The following is an 18,384-nucleotide window of genomic DNA, read 5'->3' as shown; positions in this document are numbered from 1 at the left end:
ACCAGACCGGCACCGTGTCCGGCCTTCCCCCATGACACGAAGATGGTTGCCTCCCCGGACCGCCGAAGAGTATACTCTCCAGCGGCCCAGACTAAACGAAAGGTCCCCTTCCCATGATCTCCCGCGGCGCAAAGACCCTTCTCATCTCCATACTGCTCATCCTGGGCATAGCTGCCGGCGGTGTCGCGACCTTTTTTCTGGCGCGCTTCCACGAACTCGACACCTACAAGGACCAGATCCTTGCCGAAGTCCAGAAGAACCTTAACCGCCAGGTCACGTACGAGAAAGGGGAGGTAACGTTCCACTTTACCCCTGCATTCAGCTTTACCAAGGTTGTCATCAAGGAACGGGACGGTCTGACAACGTTCGCCACAGCAGACCGTGTCAGCTTCCGCCTTGCGCTCCTGCCACTCCTTGAAGGGAAAGTCGTCGTTGGAAAGCTCATGGTGGAACGGCCGACCATCCAGATCATCCGCAACAAGGATGGCACCTTCAACATCAGCGACCTGCTGGAAGAAAAAAAGGGGACCCCTCCTCTCCGTATGAGAGGGATCAGTATCCACGACGGGAGGATTACCTTCACCGACCAGGCGGCAACCGCCAATGGAGTTGTGACCAAACTGGAGAAAACCGATCTGGAACTGGACCGGATCGTCCGCGGCAAAGAGACAGAATTCACCCTAGCAACCACCCTGGCGCAAGGAGCGACCACCGGGATGCTTTTCGCCCGCGGTTCGGCAGATCTCCCGCGAGCGGGGCATCCCATGACGGAAACGCGTATCGATGCGAAGGTCGAGGCCAGGAACCTTTCCGCTGCCCATTACTGGCCCTACTATGGCCGGTTCGTCCCCTTCGATCCCCTCGCGGGGCTCTTCGATGTCAAGGCGTCCATCCACGGGTCGGCGGCGGACTTCACCTCAAAGGGGACAGTCCACGTCGCCGGTCTCCGCTTTTCCTATCCCAAGGTCTTCCACGCCGTTCTCACCCCCCGCGACCTGCAACTGGACTACAAGCTGAAGCGGGACCGGCGTCAGGTTGACGTCTCAGCGGTCGATTTCCGGATGGACGGGCTCATGGTCAAGGGGAATTGCGCCATCAGAGACATCGACACCAACGATCCGCGGATCGTGGCCCGGGCCGTCATCGATCCCTTCAAGCTGGAGAGGTTCTTTTACTACATCCCCTTCGGCATCATCGCCGACGATGCGTCCCAGTTCATCGAACGGTACATCAAGGCGGGAACGTACCGGTTGGACGAGGGACGGCTCGATGGCAGGGTGAGCCAGATCCTCCACATGGAGAAGGACCAGAACTACAACATCCTCTCCATCAAGGCCCGGGCACTGGAAGGGGGTGTCGTGGACCTGGGGAATGGCGTCCCCTCCTTCAACAGCATCAAAGGGGATCTGTTGCTGTCGGGCAAGAACTTCATCCTGCGCAACATGTCGGGAAAGTTTGGTACGTCACCATTCACCCTGAACGGAATGATTGCCGACTACCCCCTCGACACACCATCGTCCTATCCGTTCAACGCGGCATTCACCCCTCAACAGCAGGAACTTGCTTGGCTCCTGGGAAAACACCTGGGCGGAGGACTTTCGTTCTCGGGACACACGCCATTAACCATTACCGGTGCCGGGTTTACGTCCGCGTACACCCTATCCGGCCAGTGGAATCTGGCAAATGCCGGCTACAACGTAACCAATGTCATCGCCAAGCCGGCTGGGGTGGCCAACCAGCTGTCCTTTAGCATGAGCCTCTCAAAGCCAGGAATGAGCGCCTTTGCCTGCCAATACAATCTCCCCCCCCTCTCGCTGGCCCTGTCGACCCGGTATCGGCCGGGAAAAGATGTTCCCAACCATATCGACATACGGACGAACCAGTTCGAGATGGCGACCCTTGCCCCCCTGCTCCCACGGGTGAAGTCCTATCAGCCCCAGGGGAGGATACAGGTTGCGGCCCGTGCCGACGGGAGCGCGGAAACCATCGGCGGACTGAACTGGACAGGGGATGTCCTTCTTGCCGGAGCGGCATTCCAACCACCGGGGGGCATCAAGCGCGTCCACAACATCAACGGTGCTATCCGCTTCAAGGGCACCGCCCTGGAAACACCGCGGCTCTCAGCCATGCTGGGGAACTCTCTCCTCGTCGGCACGGGAACCGTGACCAACTTTGACAACCCGGCCATCTCCCTCGAATTCTCCGCTCCCGCTCTCGACGTGGCCGACCTGGGGCTAAAGGCCCCTGAGGGAAAGAGCCTGAAGATCAAGAAGGTGCAAGGTTCCGTCACCCTTGCCCAAGACACCCTCCAGGTAAAGTCACTGTCCGGCATGGTGAATGATTCTGCCCTGAATTTGAAGGGGGCAGTGGAACGGCTACAAAGCCCGCGGGTCGACATGACGGTTACCTCTCCCTTCCTGAATGTCGAAGATGTCCTCCTTCTTGCCGGTCTGGAACGGAGCACAAAAGCATCGGCCCAGAATGGCACCGCCACCATCAAGGCGTCGGTCACTGCGGAAGAGGGAAAATTCAAAGGATTTCGGTTCAGGAAGCTCCATACGGTTGCCATGCTCGACAACCGGATTCTCTATCTCCAGCCCTTCGAATGCGGCGCCTTCGGTGGCCAGGTTGCGGGAACTTTCAGGGCCGACTTCGGCTCTAACGGCCCGACCCGCTACCAAACAAATCTCAAGGCTGATAAAATTTCCGCCGATGACCTGGTCCAGGCGCTGAACCTGAGGCTCCACAATGAAATAATCACCGGCTCCCTGTCGCTTCATGCAGACGTCACCGCCAAGGGAGAAACCGCCGATGAACTGAAGCGGACCATCCTCGGCAGCGTCAAGCTCCATCTCGAAAACGGCAAACTGCGGCGGTACTCGGTGCTCTCCAAAATATTCTCCCTCCTGAACGTGTCGCAACTCTTCACATTCCATCTCCCCGACATGGTTGCCGACGGCATGCCCTATAACCGGATCGACGCAACCCTCTCTCTCAGGGATGGGATCATGTCTTCAAAAGACTTCTTCATCGACAGCAACGCCATGAATATTTCGGCTGTGGGTTCCATTGACCTCGTCAAGGAAGAGATCGACGCAACAGTGGGCGTTCAGCCGCTCCAGACCGTCGACAAGGTGGTAAACCGGATACCGATCGTCGGCTGGATCCTTACCGGCAAGGACAAACACCTCATCTCCACCTATTTCGAGGCCAAGGGGAAGTGGAGCGACCCCGTCGTCAAGGCCGTGCCGGTCAAGTCCATGGCCAAGGGAGTGCTCGGAATCTTTATACGGTTATTCCAGCTTCCCGCCAAACTCATTACCGACACGGGTGAAGTCATCATCGGGAAATAAAGGGTTTTTTTTGCTGTTGTAAATTATTTGGGACCTATGGTACTGTTCAGCAGTTGAGAAACGTACACCATACAGGAGGACACAGGTGAAAAAGACAGTATTGGTCGCTCTTGCAGTTGCATCGCTTGCCGCAGCCGGATGCAAGGAGAAGCCGAAAGCCCCTGAGACTACCGCACCGCAGCAGAGCGGCATGCCCGCCCAGCCTGGCCAAGGCCAAATGCCCAGTGATGCAGTCCACGGCGGCGCCAACCCCCACGCCGGCCTGAAGGCCGTCGAAGTACCTGCCGGTGCAGGCCATAAGGGAAAGGTTGTCTCCACCATGGACGCTGCCGGATACACCTATCTTGAGGTAGAGGAAAAGGGCCAGAAACTTTGGGTTGCCGTCATGCAAACCAAGGTCAAGGTTGGCGACGAAGTCGAATTCCCCGACTCACCGCCGATGGTCAACTTCCACAGCAAGACCCTCAACCGGACCTTCGAAAAGATTATTTTCGCTCCGGGCGTCCGGATTGCCGGCAAGTAATTTCCGGTAACACCGCAACGAAAAAAAGGCGACATCCTTCAGGTGTCGCCTTTTTTCGTACCACGCTTCCCCACCGCCATACGCAAACGCTCCCCGACATCGGGATCCCGCGGATTAAGCCTTTTCGCCGTCTCGTATAGCTGCTTCGCTCCCCTTTGATCACCCTCCTCTAGGCGCAGGTCACCAAGAGCCAGGTAAGCGGGAACATGTGCGGGAACAAGTGACATAGCCCGCTCAAAAGCCTTTCCTGCCCGCGTCACCTCTCCCCGTGAACCATGGAGACCTCCAAGGGCCAGCCACCCCCAGGGATTTTCCGGTTGCCGCTCCACGATCTCACGATACAGGGTCTCAGCCTTTCCTATATCTCCTTTGACTTCAAGCCACTCACCCTGCCCAAGATTCGTCCCGTGGCAGTAGCCAAGGAACTCGCGCTGGGCAGCGAAATCGGCCGGCCCAAACCGGGCTTTCCTCCCGACACGGGTTAATGCCCGCAAAAGCGTCTCCATCGAGCGGGTAACGAACGGATCGCTTCGCACATACAGGGCCGCTCCCCTCTCCCTTTCAAAGAGATCAGCGCTCACCCTCCCCTCTCTCACCGCTTCATCGAAGAGAGCAGTCCCGGGGTAGTATGCCAAGGGCGCCACATGGCCGTCATGGGGGAGGACGTCGTTGACGAGCGTAAGGGTCGCCTGCAGGTCATCGTCGGTTTCCCCGGGCACTCCGGTGATCAGGTAAATGGAGAGGCTTATCCCGGCACGGCGGGTGGCCCTAGCCGCCCTTCGCACCTGCTCAGGGGTGATCTGCTTACCGAGATAGGCGAGTATTTTCTCCGACCCCGACTCGACGCCGTACTGGACGCATTCGCACCCGGCCCTACGCATCCAGATGAGCATCTCCTCGTCCACGGCATTCACCCGCGACTGGCAGTTCCAGAGGATATGGACCTTTTCCTCCAGGAGCAACCGGCAAAAGTCAATCACCCGATCCTTGCGGACAGTAAAGGTATCGTCACGGAGAGAAAAATAGATAAGGCCGTAGCGGTCGCGAATGGCGCGGATCTCATCGACCATGACTCGTGGCGAGCGGAAACGGAGCGACTTCCCCCAAAAGCGCGGCGACGAACAGAAGCGGCAGGCAGCGGGACATCCGCGGGAGGTGATGATGAATTCCAACTGGCGGCGCACGTCGCATCCCCAGGCATCATCCATGTGAAGTGCCGGCAGCGGGAGCGCGTCGAGGTCCGCAACAGGGAGGCGCTTCGCGTAGTGAACCTTGGTGCCCTTGCGATAAGCCAGTCCCGCTATGCCGGCCAGACTGCGATCGCCCCGCTCGACAGCCCGTGCGAGGTCGAGAAAAGTCTCCTCTCCCTCACCGAGGATCACCGCGTCCACCTCCCGATACTTAATCAGGATCGACTCGAAAGCATGGGTTGCATGGGGACCACCAAAGATTGTCAGACAGGCGGGGTCGACTTTCTTCGCCAAAGCGGCCAGACGAAGGGATTCAAAACGGTTGTGGGTAAAAACTGAGATGCCAAGGATGGCAGGACGCTCCCGTCGGAGCAGTTCTTCCACTTGGCGCCAGGAAGCAGCAGAGAGGTTGGCAAGGGAGGACGCAAAACCGTTTTCGCTCAGAACAGCGTTGAGGTAGCCGAGCCCCGTGGGCAGGAGTGAGGTGAACGGGTCACGGGCACCTTCGGGATGGGGCCTAGAGACGAGTAGTATCCGCATCGCTGAACTCGTGAACTATCTTCTTTGCCAGAGGGTAGTCGGCGGGAAGGAGATCGAACCGGAGAATATCCGCGGGATCAGCCCAACTGTGGCCGGCCACGTCCAGTTCGCGTAATTCCCCACCGGTCCAGGCGCACCGGTAGGCCAAAACCAACACTGGCCGCTCGGGATAACGGTAATAGACCACATCATATATCCCCTGAACAGAAACATCCATGGCCAGTTCCTCGCGAACCTCCCGAACAATGCAAGCTTCGGGGTGTTCCTCGGGCTCCAGCTTGCCACCGGGGAACTCCCAGAGCAGCGGATAGGGAGCATCGGGCTTTCTCCTGGTTAAAAGGATCTTGCCTTCATGCTCAATAACGGCGGCTGTCACGATAAGAGGAAGCATGGACACCTCAAAAAAAAATCCGGCCGCAAGAGCCGGATTTTTTCGTGCGCAAACGACGCAGGGCGAAAACCCTATTTCAAAAGACTGACCCCAAGGGTGTCATTCGTCAAAATTTCCTCGAGCCCTTCTTCCTCAACACCGGAAATCAGGTCATCGAGTTTCAGGATATCAGGATTAACTTCGGCAATCCTCTTCGCGCCAAGGAAGCGGGAACGGTAGTAGGGAGTATCGACAGAGGAAATAACGACCCGACGGTCTCGCGACGAGGCGTGAATCATCTTGTTGTTGCCGAGATAGATGCCAACATGGGACGGGAAACGCGCGTAGGTCTGGAAGAAGAGGAGGTCACCCCTCTGCAGGTCACCGGGAGCAACCGCATTTCCCACATGAAACTGTTCCCGGGCCGTGCGGGGAAGAGCTACGTCGAGCTCACGGAAGACGTGCTGGACAAAACTGGAGCAGTCGAGCCCCCGACGGGTGGTGCCGCCGAAACGATACTTGGTGCCGATGAAGCTGTAGGCAGTTTTTTTGAGTTCAGAGACGCCATCGACATCGAGTTTTACGCTCTTCGTGAAGTCAGCTGGACGGTTCGGGTCCAGCTCCACCAACTCGCTCAAACTCTGCTCGTATTCTTTTTCATCATAGATATCAAGGTTTTTCAGGGGCTTTTTCAGGGAAAGCTTCGCGGTAACCGCTTCATCGGATTCCACTGCCCGGAGCGCAAGGAGACGGCCAGGCTTGAGCCTGCCTTTCCCTATGCCGTTCAAACGTCGCAGCTCAGCCACGGAAACACCGGTTTTTCGCGCAACCTTCGCCAGAGTATCACCTTTTTTCACCTTATAGCTGGCAGGCGTGGAAGAGTCGGCGCTTGACTCTGCTGCGGCGCGAGACGGAATGACGAGCACAGCTCCCGGCTTTATCCGGGCATTAGTGAGGTTGTTGGCCGACTTTAGATCTTTCGCACTAACGTGGTACTTCTTTGCGATGGAGTAAACGGTTTCGCTTTTTCTGATCTTGTGGGTTTTTGCGGCGTGGGACAGGGCGGGAAAGGCTAAGAGGATTACGGAAAGCGCAGTAAGTCGCAATCGCAGGCTCATATCCCCTCCTTTATTTGTTTTATTAAATCGAAACGAAAACGTGCTTTTTATAACAAACCATCTCTCATCTGTCAACCTTTATTCCCCCCGGCCGGCATCAGCGTCTTCCCGTGGTCACGATCCGCACCCTGACGGGCTCGTCATTCAGGATCCTGAGCTGCGACGACGGCGAGACAAGCCTTGACTCGACAACGGCACTTTGGCGGATTCCCTCCAGGTTAATTACTTCGGTGTTAAGGGTATCGAGGCCCGCCAACACATGTTCCGGCCCCTCCACAACCACCTCCTGAGGCTCAACACGCACCCGTTGCAGCCGTTGCCGCCCCGAGGGGATCCCCTTTAGTACAGGTCGGACCTGGAGAGTCTTCTTGATCTTCTTGCTGATGCTCACTTTTACCACCGACGGATTCACGCTGGTGACCACAACCCCGAGAGGAAGGTTCAGGTCACTCTCCGTGATAGCCAGAGTATTGCTCCCCTCCCTTACGTTGGCGAGATCCAGGTCGGCTACGACGTCGAGTTGCTTCGGCGACGGGATGAGGCTCGAAAAGACCTTGAGTTGGGCCTCCACCTCCTCGGGACTGCTTTTCAACAGCACCGCATTTCCCGGCAAGTTATGGAATTTGATCGGGACAGTGACCGTAAAAATCGCCCCCTGCTTAGTCGTAATAATGAGCCAGCTGACAAACACCACCAACGTAGTCACAAGCTTGGGGACAAGATTGCTAACCAACCGCTGTCCCAGCGAAATATGAACCTTCTCCTGGCGCTGGGGATAGAGGAGTCCCTGGAGTTTTTCCGCTAGACTCTCGGCTGTTGCAATTGTCTCAATCTCTCCTGCAAGTGCCAGGCCAACCTCCCCCCGTTCTTCGGACACGATTACCACGGCGGCATCACAGCGCTCACTGAGGCCGATTCCTGCACGATGCCTGGTACCGAAATGACGGGGGAGTTCTGTCTTCATCGAAAGGGGAAGGTGGCACGATGCCTGGGTTATACGCCCCTCCTTAACGATTACGGCGCCGTCATGGAGAGGAGTTCCGTCCTGGAAAATGCATTCGATGAGCTGCCCGTTCGGAATACTGTCGAGGGGGACACCATGAAGAAGGTAATCATCGAGCGATTCATGCCGCTGAAAGACAACGATTGCGCCGGTGCGCTCTTTGGCAAGGCGAAAGATTGTTGCGGAAATATCCGCAAGGTCAATCAACCCTCCGCCATCCTGCCTTCCGAAGAAATTCCGCAACAGACTGAAGCGGTAGAGAGCCTGCCGGATCTCCGCCTGAAAAATGACAATAATGAGAACAAAGAGGACCGTGCCGAGTTCCTGGAGTATCCAGCTCGTCATAAAGAGCCCCAGGTTCTTGGTAACAAAATATACCCCCACCAGAAAGACCATGCCGATAAGAACCTGCATGGCCCTGGTATGCCTGAACCAGCTGTAAAGCTGATAGGCAAGAAAGCTCATAATGATGATGTCGGCGACATCCTGCCACCGGATCACGGGAACCATCTCCACTTACCCTTCCCTTTCTCGATTCGCCCCAAGTCCATGCAGGGGGACGCCCCTGGGAACCCGCACCACCACGCTCCGAAAATCCCTTTTTTCTGGCATGGAGTGAGGTTTTGTGCTAAAAACATCGGGCTGTATGCCCAGAAAGAATCAGGATTTATACCACCATTACCCACAAAAGGATAGAAAATTTACGATGTATAAACTGAGCGAAAAAGGCGAGCAAATCCGGGAGATGTTCTCCGACATTGCCCCCCGGTACGACTTCCTCAACCGGCTTCTGAGCTTCGGCATTGACCGGCGCTGGCGGCGCATCGCCGTGAAGTGCGTCCGATGGAGCGAGGGGGGGAAAATCCTCGACGTTGCCACCGGAACCGGCGACGTGGCGCTGGAAATTGCCCGCCAAACCCCCGACTCGGTCTCCATCGTCGGCATCGACATCACGGAAGGAATGGTGGTGCTCGGCCGCGAGAAGGTTGCGCAATCCCCCTATGCCCGCCGAATCACCCTGGAAATCGCACCCTGCGAGGCGATCCCCTTTCCCGACAATACGTTTGACTCGGTCACCATCGCCTTCGGCATCCGCAACGTGGTCGACCGGCGCCAGGGGCTGGCGGAAATGCTGCGGATCCTGAAACCCGGTGGCCGGGCCGTCATTCTCGAATTCTCCACTCCCCGCTCACAGTTCTTCAAACGGGTCTATTATTTCTACTTTCTCCGTTTGCTGCCTGCGATCGGCGGGCTTTTCTCCAACTTCAGCGCCTACAAGTACCTTCCCGATTCCGTGCTGGAGTTTCCGTCGCAAGAGGAATTCAAGGCTCTCATGGGCTCCGTTGGTTTCCGTTCCACCACCCACCGCGATCTCACCTTTGGAATCGCGACGGTCTACACAGGTGAAAAAGCCGCTCAAAGCTGACGCTTTCTTGACACTTGGCCGCTGTTTCCTGTATAACGCGACAGTCGTTCATCCACCACCAAGGGGCACACCATGTTCGTGCTTGCCAACTTCCTCCTGGCCGTCGCCAAGATTGCCGACATCCTCCTCACCATCTATCTCTACATCCTCATCGCCCGGGCAATCATCTCCTGGGTTAATCCCGACCCCTACAACCCCATCGTGAACTTCCTCTACCGGAGCACCGAGCCGATCCTCTCGCGAGTTCGCAGGTTCCTTCCCGACATGGGTGGGCTCGACCTGTCACCGATCATCGTGCTCGTCGCCATTTACTTTCTTCAAAGCTTCCTGGTGCGAAGCATCTACGACCTTGCCTACAAGATGAAACTCGGAATGGGAGGGATGCCGTGAGAATTACCCCGCTTGACATCCAGCAGCAGCAGTTCAAGGGCAAGATGCTTGGCGGGCTCGATCCCCATGAAGTGGACGCCTTTCTCCAGACGGTCGCGGAGGAGATGGAAAGCCTCGTGCGGGAGAACGCCGAACTGAAGGAGCAGTGCAAGAGGGCAACCGTCGAGATGGAACAGATGGCCCAGCAGGAGAAGAACCTGCGGGAAACCATGCTCGCCGCCCAGAAGATCACCGAGGAAATGAAGGCGAACGCCCAGAAAGAAGCGGCGCTGGTCGTCTCCGAGGCCGAGGTGAAGGCAGAGAAGATCGTGGCCGATGCCGAACGCAGGCTCTCCCAACTCAACGACCAGATCCAGGAAATCCGTCGCCAGCGGCTCCAATTCGAGAGTTCCTTCAAGTCCCTCCTCGACACTCACTACAAAATGCTCGCCCTTGATGAAGAGTGACACCCCTTCCGGGGAACTCAGAATCACGGAAAACACTGATGGCGTCACCTTCTCCGTATACGTTCAACCCCGTGCCTCAAAAAACGGAATCTGCGGCATCCAGGGGGATGCCATCAAGCTTCGCCTGACATCCCCCCCCGTTGAGGGGGAAGCGAACCGCCTCTGCACTGAATACCTCGCAAAACTTCTTAGGGTCCCCAAGTCAGCCGTCACCATAATTGCCGGGGATAAATCGCGGCACAAGACGATTCGGGTTGCCGGTGCCACGTCTCAGTCTGTTCGCGACCTACTCCCCTAGTTTCCCCACCGTTCATACATTGCGCCACCAATCATCCACACACGGGGTTGACAACTTCCGTAGTGAATTACTATAGTGAATCAACGATTACCGCAGGAGGTTGTGTCATGCCACTCTACGAATACCAATGCACCGAGTGCAACAAGCAGTTCGAGCTGCGCCAGAAGTTTTCCGACGAACCGGCGAAGGAATGTCCTTCGTGCGGCGGTCCCGTGCAAAAGCTCATCTCCCAGTCGGGGTTCGCCCTCAAGGGAGGAGGATGGTACGCCGAAGGGTACAACAGCGGCGGCAAGAAGTCTGAAGCCCCGTCCTGCCCCTCGGGCGGAAGCTGCGCCGGCTGCCCATCGGCAGCAGCATAACCTGGCAACCCCACTTCTTTTTCCACACCATCACATCCCCCGGCTCAGTGAGTCGGGGGATTTTTCGTTTAGCTCCCGGTTAAAAATCTTTACATCACAGCGACGCTTCCGTACTATTTTGGGATTGTTACCAATCCATTAACGGTGCCGGTTTGGGACCGTTCCTGGCAAAGGAGCCGTAGCATGTCGACAATCATTGACGGAAAAGCCATCGCTGCCAAGCTAAGGGCGGAAATTGCCACTGAAGTTAAGATTCTCAAGGAAAAGGGGATTATCCCCGGCCTTGCCACGGTCCTCGTGGGGGAAGACCCCGCCAGCGAGGTCTATGTACGGATGAAAGGCAATGCCTGCCAGGAGTTGGGGATGCACTCCGTTAAGCACACCCTGCCGGCGACTACGACCGAGGCAGAACTCCTCGCTCTCGTGGCCCGGCTCAACAGCGACCCGACCATCCACGGAATCCTCGTTCAACTCCCCCTCCCGAAGCAAATCAATTCCGACACGATTCTCGAGGCCATCTCGCCGGTGAAGGACGTAGACGGCTTCCACCCCTACAACGTCGGTCGGCTTATGGTCGGCAAGCCCACCTTCCAGCCCTGCACCCCCTATGGCGTGATGGTCATGCTGCGTGAAGCGGGCGTTGACCTAGCCGGCAAGGAAGTGGTCGTCGTGGGGCGCTCAAATATCGTCGGCAAGCCGGTGGCGCTCATGTGCCTCCAGCAGCATGCCACCGTCACCATCTGCCACTCGAAAACCCGTGATTTGCCAGCGAAGGTCAAAGGGGCCGACGTGGTCATCGCCGCCGTGGGGGTTCCCGAGATGATCAAGGGAGAGTGGATCAAGGAAGGAGCAGTGGTCATCGATGTGGGGGTCAACCGGATCGGCGAGAAGAAGCTCGTGGGAGATGTGGAGTTCGCCGCAGCATCCCAGCGGGCATCGGCCATAACCCCCGTTCCCGGCGGCGTCGGCCCCATGACCATCACCATGCTCCTCTACAACACCCTTGAGGCGGCGAAAAAAGCCGGGACCGGGGACCGGTAAAACCCCTATTTTTTTACTGGTCCCTGGTCCCCAGTCCCGGATTCTTTTATGATAGTCAGCAAACAGAAACCCTTTATCGAAATCCTCTCCGCCCTGGAGCCCGTTTCCCGGGTCTTTCTGATCGGCTGCGCCAAATGCGCCACGGTCTGCAAGGCCGGCGGCGAAGAGCAGATCTGGCAGATGCAGGAGGATTTGATCGCTGCCGGCAAGGATGTGACCGGATCGGTGGTGATCGACGAGGCGTGCCACATGCTCCGGGTCCAGCGGGACCTGCGGGCAAAAGGGGAAATGGTGAAGGGCGCTGAAGCGCTCCTCGTCCTTGCCTGCGGGGCAGGTGTCCAGTCGGTCTCCGCCGGTTCGGACCGGTTGACAATCGCCGGCCTCGACACCCTCTTCCTCGGCAACATCCGCAGATTCGGCCAGTTCGAGCAACGCTGCTCCCTCTGCGGGCAATGCCTCCTCAACGAAACGGCCGGCATCTGTCCGGTCACCGTCTGCCCCAAGGGACTCCTCAATGGGCCCTGCGGCGGAATGGACGAGGGACGGTGCGAAGTGAACGGCGACGCGGAGTGCGTCTGGTACCAGATATACCTCCGCCTTCGGGAGAGGGGCGAGGAGGCCCCGCTCACTGCCATCAAGCCGCCCCGCGACTTCGCCAGGAACCTCAGGCCCGGCAGCCTGAAACTCGACAAATGATTACTCCGGCCCCCATGTCCTCAACCCTTCGGGAAAAGCTCGAATCGAACCATTTTGTCGTCACGGCCGAGGTCTGTCCCCCCAAGGGATGCGACTGCGGCGAGTTCATGGAGAAGGCGCGAAGCCTCAAGGGCCTTGTCGACGCCGTCAACGTGACCGACAACCAGGGGGCAAACGTGCGGATCTCCCCCCTTGCCCCTGCTGCCCTCCTGACCAGGGAAGGGATCGAACCGATCCTCCAGCTCACCTGCCGGGACCGCAACCGCATGGCCCTCCAGAGCGAGCTTCTGGCAGCCGCAGCCCTTGGCGTAACCAACATCCTGTCACTATCAGGCGACTACATCTCCTTCGGCGATCACGCTGGTGCGAAGCCGGTCTTTGACCTAGACTCGGTGCAACTCCTCCAGACCATCGCAACCCTGAACGCCGGGAGAGACATCTCCGGCGCCCCCCTGGAGGGAGCCCCGTCGTTCTTCGCAGGGGCGGCCGCGGCGCCGGAGGCGGAACCATTCGACCTCATCCTTCCCAAATTGGCCAAGAAAGCCGCGGCGGGGGCACGATTCTTCCAGACCCAGGCGGTTTTCTCTCCCGATCGGCTTGCCCGGTTCACCGAGGCGGTGCGCCCACTGGGCGTCAAAATCATCGCCGGCATCATTCTTCTGAAATCGGCGGGCATGGCCCGCTACATCACGAAAAACATCCCCGGACTCAAGGTTCCCCCCGAGGTCGTTGCCGAACTGGAAGCCGCCGAGAGCCCCCTCGAAACAGGAGTGGCGATTGCCCGGCGGCTTGCGGCAGCGGCGCGTCCCTTCTGTGACGGCATCCATATCATGGCCATGGGAAGGGAAGAGCTTATTCCGGACATCGCGGCGGGACTGCGAAACGAAGACAATTGACGAGAAACGCAAGGAGTGCACCGATGCAGGTAAAAAAGGCAGTCTTCCCCGTGGCGGGCCTCGGCACCCGCTTCCTTCCGGCCACCAAGGCTTCACCCAAGGAGATGCTCCCCCTCATCGACAAGCCCCTGGTCCAGTACGTGGTGGAAGAGGCGGTGGCTGCCGGCATCGAGCAGATACTCTTCGTGACCGGCCGCGGCAAGCGGGCCATTGAGGACCACTTCGACATCTCCTTCGAGTTGGAGGCGCTCCTCCAGGAAAAGGGGAAGAACGACACCCTCCGCGAAGTGCGGGACATCGCCGAAATGGTGAACATCTTCTACGTCCGCCAGAAACAGGCCATGGGTCTTGGCCATGCAATCCTCTGCGCCCGGGAGTTCGTGGGTAACGAGCCCTTTGCCGTGCTCCTCGGCGACGACATCATCGATGCCGAGAAACCGTGCCTCGGCCAGCTTCTTGATGTCTACCGCAAGTACCGGGGGCCGGTTCTCGCCCTGGAAAAGGTGCCCATGGAGAACATCTCCTCCTACGGCTGCGTCAGGGCCAACGGCATAACCGATCGTATATATGAGGTTACTGATCTGGTGGAAAAGCCGAAACGGGAGGAGGCCCCCTCGGACATGGCCATCATCGGCCGCTATGTCCTTACCCCCGAGATATTTCCGATCCTGGAGCGGCAGGAACCGGGCAAAGGCGGGGAAATCCAACTCACCGACGCCCTCCTCAAACTCTCGAAGGACGAAGCAATCTACGGCTGCCTCTTCGAGGGAAAGCGCCACGACTGCGGCGACAAGCTGGGATTCCTGAAGGCCACGGTTGACATGGCGCTCAAGCGGGAAGAGTTCAATACGGAATTTGAGGAATATCTACGGGAACGGCTGTGCAGAAGGCAGGATTGAGGCCGGTCAGCGGAGGGATCTGCTCGCTCCCCGAACGATGCCGTACTGGAAGAAGGCGATGAGGTGAAACTCGTCCCGGTCGTAACCCTTGGGAAAGGGTCCGACCGGTCCCACCATACGCAGGGTCCGCAGCACCTCGTCATCCAGGATTCTGCTCCCCGAGCTCTGCAGAATTTCATACTTTACGATGGCCCCACTCCTGTTGAAGGTGATCTTTACCGGCGTAACCCCCTCGATGCCGAGCCGAGCCGCTTCCTGGGGATAGCGCCATACCCCGTAGATTGCATTCTCGAACCGGCGCAGGAACGAGCCGAACTGAAGGTCGTCGGTGTCGAGAAACTTCGTATCCCCGTCCGCCACATCATCCCGGTACTTCTTCCGGTAACTTTCCTCGATCTTCGCAAGCCGCTGGGCGCTCGGCATGAGCTGGGCCAGTTCAGGCGCATCCGCCGACGCGCGTGGTTTCAAAATGCCGCCTCCTCGGGGAGCCTCCCGCACCGGAATCTCCCCTGTCCTGCCGTTTGTGGCTGACGGCCCCACCCCCTCGCCCCGACGGGGTTGCGGCGCGGCCTGATAGGGAGCTGCAGGCCGGGATGGTATCGGCCTCGCAACGGGAGGCAGCGAGGCAGTATGGTCCCGTTCCCGGTCTCCCCGCGGCGCCATTTCCCGCGGCACCCGCCGGGGCTGCTCGGCTTGGCGGCGCACTTCCCTTCTCGAATCGGTCGGCGTCGGTGCCTGGCGCAGATCGGGAATATCCTCCAGATCGATCATGATCGGCTCCTGGCGCAGCACCGGTTTTGCCTGGGGATACAGGATGATCAGAGCGAACAGACCCGCGTGAAGAAGGAGTGAGAGGGCTACGAGATAGAGAAAGGATTTTTCGACGTATTTATCAGGCATCAGGCTCTCTGCCAGGATAGGTATCCGGCAACCATTGTACGGATGCGATGCCGAAAAAGCAATCGGTCAACGGCCGGAAAAGGCCTGATAGAGAACAATGGCACCGAAGACAAGGAAGAGGACGCCTGCCGCCTTCTGGATGGTATAAAGCGATACGACTCGGATAAGCTGTCTTCCCAGGAAGATGCCGACAAGAGAGACGAGCCATAGGGCAAGGGTGGACCCCGTGAAGACCGCCAGAGGAGAATCGTACTGGGCAGCCAGACTCGTGGTGACGAGTTGGGTCTTGTCCCCGAGCTCGGCCAGGAGAATCATCACGAACGACGTGACCACCGGCCCCCGGGCAGACGCCTTCTTCCCTTTCTCCTCGTCATCATCCTCCCCTCCTCGCAGGGTGGTGACACCGAAAAAAAGGAAGAGCCCCCCTGAGACAAGCTTTATCCAGAACAGCGGAAGGACCGCGAACAGAATCTTGCCAATGAGAACCGCCCCCACGTTCAGGAGGGCAAAGGCTGCGGCAATGCCCACAAAGACTTTTTTCCAGGGGTAGCGGACGGCGAGTGCCATGGCGGTAAGCTGGGTCTTGTCGCCGAGTTCGGCGAGAAAAATAATGCCGAAGGTGGTCATCAGAACGGCGGTATCCACGGTTCCTCCTGGGTCATGACGAATGGCGCGTCATGGGATCAATCGCCAATGAACCGTGGATGCTATAGGATTCCATCTTCAAAAGCAAGGACAGGCGTGCCTTGAAGGAAAACCCTTGACACGGGAAAGCGGAATCATTACCCTGAAATACGTTAAAGGGGAGTAGCAATCGGCACACCGTGCCGACCCAAAGTCCGTCACCACGGTGGCAACACCCGGGCCAGGGGCTTCCGACTATTGTCGAGGCATGCAAGACCTTTATCCAAGGCCAATTGACGCCGTGGGTAAAGGTCTTTTTTATTTGCCCCGGCAAGACCCTAAACGCGCCTGCCACATCCCACCTCTGGGGGGCAAAGAAGCGTCGGCGGCGTAAATGGAGGAACCAAACATGATGAACCGACTCAAGACCACCCTGCTCCTTACCCTTCTCACCCTCCTCATGGTGGCCATGGGGAGCGCCATTGGCGGCAAGTCCGGCATGGTCTTCGCCTTCTTCATGGCCTGCGCCATGAACTTCTTTTCCTACTGGTTTTCGGACAAGATCGTCCTGAAGATGTACGGAGCCAGGGAGATCACCGAGGCGGAGAACCCGGCCTTTTACGGCATGGTGCGGCGCCTGGCCACCCAGGGAGGACTGCCGATGCCGCGGGTCTATGTGATCCCGAGCGACAGTCCCAACGCCTTCGCCACGGGGCGCAACCCGAACCACGCTGCAGTAGCCGCCACCGAGGGGATCCTCCGCATCCTCTCCATGGAGGAACTGGAAGGGGTCATGGCCCATGAGCTTTCCCACGTAAAGAACCGCGACATCCTCGTTTCCACCATCGCGGCCACCTTCGCGGGGGCCATCTCCATGCTCGGCAACATGCTCCAGTGGGCCGCCATCTTCGGCGGCGGCCGCAGCGATGACGACGAGGGGGCCGGCGGCATGATCGGCGGGCTCGCCATGGCGATCATCGCCCCCATCGCCGCGATGCTGATCCAGATGGCGGTCTCCCGCTCCCGCGAGTACCTGGCCGACGAGTCGGGGGCCCGCATCTGCGGCAATCCCCTGGCTCTGGCCAACGCCCTCAAGAAGCTGCAAATGGCATCGCAAATGATCCCTATGCAGCAGGCGACCCCCGCCTCGGCCCACCTTTTCATCGTGAATCCGCTTACGGGCGGTGCGCTCCTTAACCTCTTCTCCACCCATCCCCCGATGGAGGAGCGGATCGCACGGCTTGAGCAGATGGCTTACAGCAGAACCTTCTGACGCACTTCACTGCGGTGACGGTAACGGGCCGTCCCCGCCCTCCTCCACCACGACCACCATCCACGGAGAATCACATGTCACTGCAGACCATGATGTGGCTCGGGTTCGGAGCGATCATCCTCGTGATGTTCGTCATCGACCTGGGAGTTTTCAGCCGCAAGAGCCACGAGATCAGATTCCGCGAGGCCCTCGCCTGGACCATCGTCTGGGTTTCCCTCGCCCTTGCCTTCAACGTCTGGATCTATTTTGAGATGGGTTCCACGAAGGCTCTGGAGTTTTTCACCGGCTATCTCATCGAGCAGTCCCTGTCGGTAGACAATCTCTTCGTCTTCATCATGATCTTCTCCTTCTTCCACATCACGAAGGCCCACCAGCCCAAGATACTGAAATGGGGGATCATCGGCGCGCTTATCATGCGGGCCATCTTCATCATGACCGGCATTGGGCTGATAGAACGGTTTCACTGGATCATCTACCTTTTCGGCGGGATTCTCGTGGTGACCGGCTTCAAGATGGCCTTTGGGGGAGACGAAAAGATCGATCCGGAGAAAAACTTCCTCATCCGGCTCGTACGGAAGTTCGTGCCAGTCACCAAGCGGATTCGCGATGACCGGTTTTTCATCAACAAGGGGGGTATCAGGGCGGCCACGCCGCTTTTCCTGACCCTGGTCATGATCGAGTCCAGCGACCTGATCTTTGCCGTCGACTCGATTCCCGCCGTCCTGGCGGTAAGCCATGACCCGTTCATCGTCTACACATCAAACGTGTTCGCGATCATGGGGTTGCGGTCCCTCTACTATCTCCTCTCCAACGTCATGGAGATGTTCGTCTATCTCAAGCTGGGGGTTTCCGTCATCCTGGTCTACGTGGGGGCGAAGATGCTCTTGGTGGATGTCTACCAGATTCCCATCATTTTCTCTCTCGGCACCATCGTGGGAGTGCTCGCCATCTCCATCCTCATCTCGGTCACCATAGGCAACCGACGGGCCAGGGCAGCGCACCGGACCTGATATCGACAAGTTACCAATAGGGCTCTCGT

19 protein-coding genes are annotated in these 18,384 nt (G+C 58.3%); 13 read left to right on the top strand and 6 right to left on the bottom strand.

The features are described 5' to 3' along the window. Positions 1 to 113 precede the first annotated feature (113 nt). Positions 114 to 3,353, top strand: a complete 3,240-nt coding sequence (locus tag KI811_RS17965; RefSeq protein ID WP_214187845.1) for a YhdP family protein — start codon at positions 114 to 116, stop codon at positions 3,351 to 3,353. 85 nt (positions 3,354 to 3,438) lie between these two features. Further along, positions 3,439 to 3,876 (top strand): hypothetical protein, encoded by a 438-nt coding sequence (locus KI811_RS17960; protein ID WP_004513438.1) that lies wholly within the window; start codon positions 3,439 to 3,441, stop codon positions 3,874 to 3,876. A gap of 38 nt (positions 3,877 to 3,914) precedes the next feature. On the opposite strand, the gene KI811_RS17955 is transcribed toward KI811_RS17960, so the two are convergent. From KI811_RS17955 to cdaA, 4 genes are all read right to left on the bottom strand, one after another. Further along, on the bottom strand, positions 3,915 to 5,606 hold the full coding sequence (locus KI811_RS17955; protein WP_214187844.1) for a B12-binding domain-containing radical SAM protein: 1,692 nt from the start codon (positions 5,604 to 5,606) through the stop codon (positions 3,915 to 3,917). Continuing rightward, positions 5,584 to 5,997, bottom strand: a complete 414-nt coding sequence (locus KI811_RS17950) for a (deoxy)nucleoside triphosphate pyrophosphohydrolase (RefSeq protein ID WP_214187843.1) — start codon at positions 5,995 to 5,997, stop codon at positions 5,584 to 5,586. Before KI811_RS17950 ends, KI811_RS17955 begins: the two co-directional genes overlap by 23 nt. 71 nt (positions 5,998 to 6,068) lie before the next feature. After that, positions 6,069 to 7,094, bottom strand: coding sequence for a C40 family peptidase (locus KI811_RS17945; RefSeq protein ID WP_214187842.1), 1,026 nt, complete (start codon positions 7,092 to 7,094; stop codon positions 6,069 to 6,071). A gap of 97 nt (positions 7,095 to 7,191) precedes the next feature. Next, on the bottom strand, positions 7,192 to 8,607 hold the full coding sequence (gene cdaA / locus KI811_RS17940; protein ID WP_214187856.1) for a diadenylate cyclase CdaA: 1,416 nt from the start codon (positions 8,605 to 8,607) through the stop codon (positions 7,192 to 7,194). 196 nt (positions 8,608 to 8,803) lie between these two features. Between cdaA and ubiE the strand changes: the two genes are divergently transcribed. The 9 genes from ubiE (at position 8,804) to galU (ending at position 14,548) form a co-directional block, all read left to right on the top strand. Beyond that, entirely contained in the window at positions 8,804 to 9,523 is a 720-nt protein-coding gene (gene ubiE, locus KI811_RS17935) for a bifunctional demethylmenaquinone methyltransferase/2-methoxy-6-polyprenyl-1,4-benzoquinol methylase UbiE (RefSeq protein ID WP_214187841.1), read from the top strand. A 72-nt stretch (positions 9,524 to 9,595) separates the two neighbouring features. Further along, a complete protein-coding gene (locus KI811_RS17930) occupies positions 9,596 to 9,913 on the top strand; it encodes a YggT family protein (RefSeq protein WP_214187840.1) in 318 nt (105 codons plus the stop codon). Then, positions 9,910 to 10,359: a DivIVA domain-containing protein gene (locus tag KI811_RS17925; protein WP_214187839.1), complete on the top strand. Its 450-nt coding sequence runs from the start codon at positions 9,910 to 9,912 to the stop codon at positions 10,357 to 10,359. The genes KI811_RS17930 and KI811_RS17925 overlap by 4 nt, the downstream gene beginning before the upstream one ends. Further along, the gene (locus KI811_RS17920) at positions 10,349 to 10,657 is read left to right on the top strand and encodes a DUF167 domain-containing protein (protein ID WP_214187838.1); all 309 of its coding nucleotides are present in this window, start codon (positions 10,349 to 10,351) and stop codon (positions 10,655 to 10,657) included. Before KI811_RS17925 ends, KI811_RS17920 begins: the two co-directional genes overlap by 11 nt. A gap of 107 nt (positions 10,658 to 10,764) precedes the next feature. Beyond that, entirely contained in the window at positions 10,765 to 11,016 is a 252-nt protein-coding gene (locus tag KI811_RS17915; protein WP_004513428.1) for an FmdB family zinc ribbon protein, read from the top strand. Between the two features lie 183 nt (positions 11,017 to 11,199). Continuing rightward, positions 11,200 to 12,057 carry a bifunctional methylenetetrahydrofolate dehydrogenase/methenyltetrahydrofolate cyclohydrolase FolD gene (folD, locus tag KI811_RS17910; protein WP_214187837.1) on the top strand — a complete coding sequence of 286 codons (858 nt, stop codon included), beginning with the start codon at positions 11,200 to 11,202 and terminating at the stop codon, positions 12,055 to 12,057. A gap of 48 nt (positions 12,058 to 12,105) precedes the next feature. Continuing rightward, a complete protein-coding gene (locus KI811_RS17905; protein WP_214187836.1) occupies positions 12,106 to 12,753 on the top strand; it encodes a methylenetetrahydrofolate reductase C-terminal domain-containing protein in 648 nt (215 codons plus the stop codon). 14 nt (positions 12,754 to 12,767) lie between these two features. Further along, the gene (locus tag KI811_RS17900; protein ID WP_214187835.1) at positions 12,768 to 13,649 is read left to right on the top strand and encodes a methylenetetrahydrofolate reductase; all 882 of its coding nucleotides are present in this window, start codon (positions 12,768 to 12,770) and stop codon (positions 13,647 to 13,649) included. Positions 13,650 to 13,672: 23 nt separating this feature from the next. After that, entirely contained in the window at positions 13,673 to 14,548 is an 876-nt protein-coding gene (gene galU, locus KI811_RS17895) for a UTP--glucose-1-phosphate uridylyltransferase GalU (RefSeq protein ID WP_214187834.1), read from the top strand. Between the two features lie 6 nt (positions 14,549 to 14,554). Here galU and KI811_RS17890 read toward each other — a convergent pair whose 3' ends face one another. Further along, entirely contained in the window at positions 14,555 to 15,448 is an 894-nt protein-coding gene (locus KI811_RS17890; RefSeq protein WP_214187833.1) for an energy transducer TonB, read from the bottom strand. Between the two features lie 66 nt (positions 15,449 to 15,514). Beyond that, a complete protein-coding gene (locus tag KI811_RS17885) occupies positions 15,515 to 16,093 on the bottom strand; it encodes a TMEM165/GDT1 family protein (protein ID WP_214187832.1) in 579 nt (192 codons plus the stop codon). Between the two features lie 391 nt (positions 16,094 to 16,484). On the opposite strand from KI811_RS17885, the gene htpX reads away from it, so the two are divergent. After that, positions 16,485 to 17,345 carry a zinc metalloprotease HtpX gene (gene htpX / locus KI811_RS17880; RefSeq protein ID WP_214187855.1) on the top strand — a complete coding sequence of 287 codons (861 nt, stop codon included), beginning with the start codon at positions 16,485 to 16,487 and terminating at the stop codon, positions 17,343 to 17,345. 74 nt (positions 17,346 to 17,419) lie between these two features. Then, positions 17,420 to 18,355 (top strand): TerC family protein, encoded by a 936-nt coding sequence (locus tag KI811_RS17875; protein ID WP_214187831.1) that lies wholly within the window; start codon positions 17,420 to 17,422, stop codon positions 18,353 to 18,355. Positions 18,356 to 18,384 lie beyond the last annotated feature (29 nt).

Origin of the sequence: Geobacter hydrogenophilus, from assembly GCF_018501225.1 — a bacterium.
GTDB lineage: Bacteria > Desulfobacterota > Desulfuromonadia > Geobacterales > Geobacteraceae > Geobacter > Geobacter hydrogenophilus.
This window is presented reverse-complemented; position numbering and strand designations above follow the sequence as displayed.

Coding starts and splice junctions, on each gene's coding strand:
- cdaA (WP_214187856.1), bottom strand. CDS start 8,607: ATGGTTCCCGTGATCCGGTGGCAGGATGTCGCCGACATCATCATTATG.
- KI811_RS17900 (WP_214187835.1), top strand. CDS start 12,768: ATGTCCTCAACCCTTCGGGAAAAGCTCGAATCGAACCATTTTGTCGTC.
- KI811_RS17930 (WP_214187840.1), top strand. CDS start 9,596: ATGTTCGTGCTTGCCAACTTCCTCCTGGCCGTCGCCAAGATTGCCGAC.
- KI811_RS17950 (WP_214187843.1), bottom strand. CDS start 5,997: ATGCTTCCTCTTATCGTGACAGCCGCCGTTATTGAGCATGAAGGCAAG.
- KI811_RS17890 (WP_214187833.1), bottom strand. CDS start 15,448: ATGCCTGATAAATACGTCGAAAAATCCTTTCTCTATCTCGTAGCCCTC.
- KI811_RS17915 (WP_004513428.1), top strand. CDS start 10,765: ATGCCACTCTACGAATACCAATGCACCGAGTGCAACAAGCAGTTCGAG.
- ubiE (WP_214187841.1), top strand. CDS start 8,804: ATGTATAAACTGAGCGAAAAAGGCGAGCAAATCCGGGAGATGTTCTCC.
- KI811_RS17875 (WP_214187831.1), top strand. CDS start 17,420: ATGTCACTGCAGACCATGATGTGGCTCGGGTTCGGAGCGATCATCCTC.
- folD (WP_214187837.1), top strand. CDS start 11,200: ATGTCGACAATCATTGACGGAAAAGCCATCGCTGCCAAGCTAAGGGCG.
- KI811_RS17955 (WP_214187844.1), bottom strand. CDS start 5,606: ATGCGGATACTACTCGTCTCTAGGCCCCATCCCGAAGGTGCCCGTGAC.
- KI811_RS17920 (WP_214187838.1), top strand. CDS start 10,349: ATGAAGAGTGACACCCCTTCCGGGGAACTCAGAATCACGGAAAACACT.
- galU (WP_214187834.1), top strand. CDS start 13,673: ATGCAGGTAAAAAAGGCAGTCTTCCCCGTGGCGGGCCTCGGCACCCGC.
- KI811_RS17965 (WP_214187845.1), top strand. CDS start 114: ATGATCTCCCGCGGCGCAAAGACCCTTCTCATCTCCATACTGCTCATC.
- htpX (WP_214187855.1), top strand. CDS start 16,485: ATGAACCGACTCAAGACCACCCTGCTCCTTACCCTTCTCACCCTCCTC.
- KI811_RS17905 (WP_214187836.1), top strand. CDS start 12,106: ATGATAGTCAGCAAACAGAAACCCTTTATCGAAATCCTCTCCGCCCTG.
- KI811_RS17945 (WP_214187842.1), bottom strand. CDS start 7,094: ATGAGCCTGCGATTGCGACTTACTGCGCTTTCCGTAATCCTCTTAGCC.